The organism is Porphyromonas sp. oral taxon 278 str. W7784, from assembly GCF_000467855.2.
Lineage (GTDB): Bacteria > Bacteroidota > Bacteroidia > Bacteroidales > Porphyromonadaceae > Porphyromonas.
Map to the genome: position 1 here is coordinate 1 of NZ_KI259222.1, position 7,009 is coordinate 7,009.

The following is a 7,009-nucleotide window of genomic DNA, read 5'->3' on the forward strand; positions in this document are numbered from 1 at the left end:
CTCGCTCTTTGTATCCGTAGGTTAGTTAGGATGGAGATACGGCTATCTCGGGGAGAAGTACCGAAGGGATGCTTCGTGCCCTCTGGAGACTTGGGGCCGAGATATAGGGGATAGGCTAATTCTTCGTAGCTTTGCCCCGCCTAAATAGACCAACAAAGCAATGAGAAAAGACGAACTACGTATCATCTATATGGCGACGGCAGACTTTGCTCTGCCTTCACTCCAGAGCCTCGTAGAAGGAGGCTACAAGGTCGTGGCAGTAGTCACGATGCCCGACAAACCTGCAGGACGTGGGCACAAGCTCCAGGCAAGTAAGATCAAGACCTATGCACTGAGCCAAGGACTAGAAGTACTCCAGCCCGAGCGTCTCAAGGAAGAGAGCTTCGTAGAGCGACTACGAGAGCTACAGCCAGACTTAGGGATTGTAGTAGCCTTCCGCATGCTCCCCGAGGTCGTATGGGCACTGCCCCGCCTAGGTACGATCAATCTACACGGCTCTCTCCTACCCCGCTACCGAGGAGCAGCGCCCATCCACTGGGCGATCATCCGTGGCGAGCAAGAGACGGGCGTGACGACCTTCCGCCTCAAGCACGAACTTGATACGGGAGATATACTCCTTCAGGCTCGACTTCCCATCGCTCCCGAAGATAATGTCGGTAAGATCCACGACGAACTAATGCATCTCGGGGCTAAGACACTACTTGCCACCGTTGATCTCTTCCTCCAGGATGAAGCGCCCAAGGCTCAACCGCAGACCGACTACGATATAGCTCCGACCTCTGCGCCCAAACTCACGAAGGAGAATACGGAACTTCACTGGGATCGTCCAGCTTCGGAACTCCACAATCAGGTACGAGGTCTCTCCCCCTATCCTGCAGCTTGGTGTACGCTCACCTTTGATGGGCAGGAGCCCATGACGTTCAAGGTCCTAGAGACAGCCGTACATTCAGACGCACTTCCTTCGGCAGAGCACCCACTGGGACAGCTCATCCTCGGTAAGCATACCCTAGAGATCCAGACCGCTGAAGGGCGTCTCGAGATCAAAGTACTACAGCCCGCAGGGAAGAAGGCAATGCCCGCCTCAGCCTTCCTCAATGGACTACGATCAAAGTAAATATAGATAGAGCTCAGAGTAAGTACAGACTCCGAGCAAAGTAGAGATAGACTTAGGTCAATAAAGGGTTATTCTCCCCAAAACAAGTCTCAGGGACGAAGCCAATCAACTGAAGCAACGATCTATTTATACAAGACACTAGCCAGCAATACGGCACTGGGCCGACTACCTCTTGCGTGAGGTAGTCGGCCCAGTGCCGTTATTGCTGTAAGGGATAAGCCTTAGTGCAGGCGAAGAAGCTGAGAGAAGTCTCTCATACCACGCAGACGAGCGAACTCGAGATCATAGTCAATGCGAGACGCAAGACTTGGATCCTTCTGCAGGGCCTTCTGAAGCGAGGAGATCGCCAGCGAAGTATCACCCATGCGCGTAGCGACGATCGCACGGAGATAGTCCGTAGTTGCGTCGGGCTTAGCGATAGCTTCGAGGGTCTTGACAGCCTTGCTGTAGTTGCGATTCAGGATCTGAGCTACGGCAGCATTGTTCGTCGTGACATCGCCATAGGCAGTCTCAGCCTTGGCATAGTCACCCTGACGGAGGTAGAGATAGCCAAGAGCATCGCCGACACCTGGTAGAGTGCTCCCCTCAGCGATGAGCGAAGTAGCCTTCGACAGGTCACCATCCTTGAGTGCAAGGAGACCGAGGTTGACCTTAGCCTCTGCATTGTCCTTGAGCTTCAGTGCACGGTCGAACCACACATGGGCAGACTCGTAGTCGCCACGCTGTAGGCAGAGCGAACCGACATTGTTGTAGGAGCGGTAATCCTTAGGATACTTCTGCATCGTGAGCTTGTAGATGCTTTCCTTCTGCGCTGCATCGTCGGAGAGTGTAGCTGCATAGAGGAGCTCTTCGACGGTCAGAGCGCTGGGGTACTTCTCTAGCATATCCTGGATCTCTGCATCACTCTTGCCGATGATCTTCACATTAGCGATCAGACGTGAACGGCGAAGCTTGGGGAGTACTTCGTCAGCTAGCTTGCTGAAGACGGCAGAGATATTGCGGATCTCATGTTCACGCTGCTCGGGATCTGGGTACATGCTCAGCACACGTAGTACAAGATCCTTGTCCTGGAAGTTGCTCTGCTCGACGAGTTGCTTGAAGCCCTCCCAGTCCTGAGCCGTATAGTGAGCATCGATCTCGACGTCCGACATCTTCTGCTGCTTGAAGGCGCTCTTGAGCTTAGCCGTAGTGTTCTTCTCACGAGAAGCACTAAGCTTCTCATTTAGCTCCTTACCACCGTCGGGAGAAGCGTAAGCCTGGACTTCGACAGATACTTCCTGGTTGGGCGTCTCCTTAGCATTCTGCACGGTGTACTTCCACTCCTGGACTTCATCCTTATTGAGCTCGGAGGCACGGACGTTAGACTGCTGGATGAGGAACATGATATTGGCATCATAAGCTTCCTTGACGATACGCTGGAATCCATCAGGAGCGATGACGGGTGATACGCCAGCGAGCGTCGCAAGAGCTTCTGTAGCGATGACACCATCAGCCACCTTCAGTTCGGGCAGCTTGACATCTCGCCCGCCTTGCTGACCCTTGAAGTTGAGGTAAAGCTCACTCTTCGACATCGCTGGGACGTAAGGCAGGGAGAAGTTCACCGTAGCATTCGAGCCATTGGTGTAGTAGACGATGCGGTCATTGCCGTAGACCTTCTCCCCTTGGAAGGTCGTACCAGCCCCCCACTTCTCGCCACCTTGGTAGCGAAGGATAGGGACGACGGTCAGGACTGCGTTCTTAGGGAACCACTTTGCTGGGAAGGTGAGGTGGACAGCTACAGGGACTTTCCCCCCGACGACTTCGAGAGGCTGAGGCTCAGCCTTGACAAGGTCAGCCGTCATTGGGCGTAGCTTCTGGCTACAGCTACTACCAGCCAAGAGAACAGCTACCGAAGCGAGGGCAACTGTGAGTACGTGCTTGGACATTTCTGATTAAGATATAGTGAAGGATTAATTATGTACGGAGTCGATCTCTGCCTGCTTCCTACCTCGTCTTATCAGAGGAAGGAGGGCAGAGGCTACGAGAAGGAGGACAAGGAGTCCCGTGCTGATCTCGGCAATAAGTTCGGTACGATGGATCGACGCTGGGTCAAAAGTCATCGTCAGTTCGTGTGTACCCTGAGGGATGTAGGCCGCACGTAGGACGTAGTTAGCTCGCACGATCGGGAGCTCCTGCTTGCCATCGAGCGTCAGATGCCAGCCATGAGGGTAGTAGATCTCCGAGAAGACCAGGAGACGTGGTTCGTCGGTCGTGACCTGATACTTCGCCATGCTGGGCGTATACGTGAGGAGCTTGACCGAAGCCTGACCGCTGGGCGCCGAGAGACTATCTGTAGAGGCAAGGGAGTTAGTGGCCGCCTTATAGCCCTGTAGCTCGGAGCTGAAGCGCTTATCTACTAGAGCGGTCTGGCGAAGTGCAGTACTATCCAGCCCTGCCATCTCTTCGTCTGCCGAGGCTACCCAATGAATATCATCCACGAACCACGCTGGTCCGAAGGCATCGGGATTGCGCTGATACATCAGACCACGGTCCTTGTCGGCGAAGATGAAATAGCGCGTGTCAAGCATATTATATACCTCGGGGTTCTGCTGAGCCAGCTGACGCTCGATGAGATCCTGATAGCGACGGAGCTTAGCAGCGTGATAGCCCCCGACACTGCGGTGATTGGCGCTGGTCGTAGCGTCATTGAAGCTATTGACGGCAAGGTTCATCACTCGGTAGTGAGGGTCTGTATCCTGAGCGATCGCCTTGTCGACGTCCGTCACGGGGCGTGCCTGAGCCTCGACACTTTCCTTAGGGATGAAGAGGTCATCATGGAGGTAGCGCTTGTCTACCAGCCAGAGATCGGCCAGCGTAATAAGACCGAGCAGGGCGAAGAGTGGTACTTTCTTGAGTTTGCCCTGTGCATAGAGGAAGCAAGGGACTAGAGAGAGGACGATGATCACAGCCGAACGCAGGGCGTCTGCCGATACGATCCCCGCACGCACTTCCTTCAGACTCGCCATGATCGCCGTGACAGGGAGTTGGCTTCGTCCCATAGCTTGGCGGAACATCTCCTGCTCCTGTCCGCTCATTAGCGTAAGGACGGACTGCGGGATGAGCCAAAGCACGAGGCAGGGCAAGAGAGTCAGACCGAGACTTGCGTAAAGCGCGACCTTATCTTCGAGGAAGGCCTTGGGCTCTCGTACGAACTGCACCAGCGCAAGTACTGCAAGCGCCGGGATGGTGAACTCTGCCACGACGAGGATCGATGAGACGGTACGGAACTTATTGTACAGCGGTACGTGGTCGATGAATAGATCCGAGAGCCACATCATATTGTGCCCCCAGGCTAGAGCGATCGAGAAGATCGTCCCACCTAGTAGTGCCCACTTCAGCGGTCCCTGTACCTTGATGACTCCGAGTACGAAGAGGAAGAGCACGAATGCACCCACATACACGGGTCCTGCCGTGAAGGGCTGGTCACCCCAATAGTGATTCATCCCCCCGATGATTTCCTTAAACTCTGCTGGTACACTTTCGATCGCCTCGGGATCATTACCTAGATACTCCGAAGCTCCCCCATAAAGATTGGGGACGAGCAGTGTAAACGTCTCGGCCTTGCCGTAACTCCAGGCCGTGATATACTCTTTATCGAGCCCCTTGGCATTAGCTTCCACCTGCTTCTGCCCGTCAGCCGAAGGCAGTGGCGTCAGTTCGCTCCCGCCACGAGTCGTCTCCAGGCCGTACTCATAGGTGTGGTAGAGGTTCGAGCTATTGATGCCTAGGGCGATGAGTCCTGAGAAGAGGGTGACCAGTGAGGCAAAGATGAAGGGGCGGAACTTCTTCTCCCGAACGGCTTCTACGAAATATCCGAGGATGATGAAGACGATGAGGAAGGCGAAGTAATAGCTCATCTGCACGTGGTTCGACAGGATCTGCAGTGCCGCAAAGAGTGCTGTCATCGCTCCCCCTAGGAGATAGCGCCCACGATATGAATGGATGATCCCTGCGATCGTCGGAGGGATGAAGGCCAGCGTCATGAGCTTCCAGATATGTCCAGCCGTGATGAGGATGATGAAGTAGCTGGAGAAGGTCCACATGATCGCACCCAAGACCGAGGGAATACGATCCACTCGGAGCGCCCGCACGAATAAATAGAAGCCCCCCAGCATAGCGAAGAGGAGCCAACTATAGCCAGGCAGGAGGCAGAAAGGCCACTGAAGTGTCAGCACATCCTGGATACCTCGGATGATCCCTACCGATGGATAGGAGGGCGCTATCTGATACATGGGCATCCCTCCAAAGAGACTATTCGTCCAGTAGGAGAATTCTCCCGAGGACTCCATATGGCGATAGACGTCCGAAGCATTGCCACTCGCCCCAGCGACATCCTGCTGGAAGAGCTCTCGCCCCTCGAAGACTGCGGGGGCGAAATAGGCCAAGGCTAAGAAGACAAAGAGGATGATCACCCCGAAGACAGGGCCAGAGGTGCGCAGGTAGCGTGAGATAGAGGTGGAGACTGGAGTTGACACGTAGTATCTTTATTACGAATCGGAATAACAATTTGCACCCAAAGATACTAAAAACCACCCACCTAGCGAGGGCTGTGAGCTGGTATTCCACGAGAGATTTCCCTCTTCGATCGGGGTATCTTCAGCGAAGGAACTCACCTGCTACAGCTCAGCCCCCTGCACCATTCACGAGAGACGACCCGAGATGAGCCGTGATGCGCTCCTTCTCTACCCGTAATCTTCGCTTCGTTTACCCGCAATCACGCCCCTCTTTATAGGTAAAGAAAGGGGCGCGCCTACGGGCAAAGAAAGCCGAAGCTGACCAGCTACGTCTACGGCGCTATCCGCTAGGAGCTTCGACTGTGATCGTAGCCATACGCTGAATAGGCCTCACAATCAAAGCGAAACCATTGTTTTTCTCTCGCTTTTTTCCTTACTTTGCGGTATACTTCCATGGGCAAAGAGAGACCTTGACATTTAGTTCCCACGCTCCATGTCAGCCTAGACGGGCCGGCATCGTGAAGGGGAGGGTCTCACTTCAGCAAGGAGATGATCACTACGGACGAGCACCATGCGGAAGCTTCGTCCGACGGCTTACTACCTCTCACAGGGATACCCGGGGCAGAGATCCTAAGATCACCCTGAGACTCTCCCATCATCAGCGCCGACACTGACCTGCCCGACGGAGTATGTGCACACAGCAGTAACTTAAATCGATTATTACTTACAAAGCTATGGCCAAGACAAGAGGGACTATAGTGGTCAACGTCGATCGGTGCAAAGGCTGCGATCTCTGCGTCGTCGCCTGCCCAACCCATGTCATCGAGCTTCATCCTGAGGACGTCAATGACAAAGGCTACCACTATGCCCGCCTGAAAAATTACACAGACTGTATCGGGTGTACAGCCTGTGGTACCGTCTGCCCCGATGGGTGCATCTCCGTCTATCGATGGAAAGACTAACTACTATTCACCCCATCACTTAAACACGCAATCACCATCATGGCAGAAGAAATCAAACTACTCAAGGGCAATGAAGCCCTCGCTCTATCCGCTATCCGCTCGGGTACGGACGGATACTTCGGCTACCCTATCACGCCCCAATCCGAAGTCTTAGAGACACTCACCGCCGAGCATCCATGGGATACCACGGGGATGGTAGTGCTACAGGCCGAGAGTGAGGTAGCTGCTATCAACATGGTCTACGGAGGCGCTGGCTGTGGCAAGCGTGTCATGACCTCCTCATCTTCACCAGGTATGAGCCTCAAGCAAGAAGGTGTCAGCTATCTGGCCGGTGCAGAGCTCCCCTGTCTACTCGTCAATGTCATGCGAGGTGGCCCTGGTCTCGGGACGATCCAGCCTAGTCAGGCGGACTACTTCCAGACAGTCAAGGGTGGAGGTCA

At 54.4% G+C, this 7,009-nt stretch carries 4 protein-coding genes and 1 pseudogene; 3 read left to right on the plus strand and 2 right to left on the minus strand.

Going from position 1 to position 7,009, the window contains the following annotated elements:
* Positions 1–160: 160 nt before the first annotated feature.
* Positions 161–1,114 carry a methionyl-tRNA formyltransferase gene (gene fmt, locus HMPREF1556_RS01465; RefSeq protein ID WP_021666411.1) on the plus strand — a complete coding sequence of 318 codons (954 nt, stop codon included), beginning with the start codon at positions 161–163 and terminating at the stop codon, positions 1,112–1,114.
* 221 nt (positions 1,115–1,335) lie between these two features.
* Here fmt and HMPREF1556_RS01470 read toward each other — a convergent pair whose 3' ends face one another.
* Complete coding sequence (locus HMPREF1556_RS01470) at positions 1,336–3,039, minus strand: lipopolysaccharide assembly protein LapB (protein ID WP_021666412.1); 1,704 nt, start codon at positions 3,037–3,039, stop codon at positions 1,336–1,338.
* A 24-nt stretch (positions 3,040–3,063) separates the two neighbouring features.
* Positions 3,064–5,628 carry a YfhO family protein gene (locus tag HMPREF1556_RS01475; protein ID WP_232299024.1) on the minus strand — a complete coding sequence of 855 codons (2,565 nt, stop codon included), beginning with the start codon at positions 5,626–5,628 and terminating at the stop codon, positions 3,064–3,066.
* Between the two features lie 713 nt (positions 5,629–6,341).
* Here HMPREF1556_RS01475 and HMPREF1556_RS08580 point away from each other — a divergent pair.
* Both HMPREF1556_RS08580 and HMPREF1556_RS08585 read left to right on the plus strand, forming a co-directional pair.
* Positions 6,342–6,569, plus strand: a complete 228-nt coding sequence (locus tag HMPREF1556_RS08580) for a ferredoxin family protein (RefSeq protein WP_083476360.1) — start codon at positions 6,342–6,344, stop codon at positions 6,567–6,569.
* Between the two features lie 39 nt (positions 6,570–6,608).
* Positions 6,609–7,009: pseudogene (locus HMPREF1556_RS08585) on the plus strand (3-methyl-2-oxobutanoate dehydrogenase subunit beta); the annotation flags it as partial.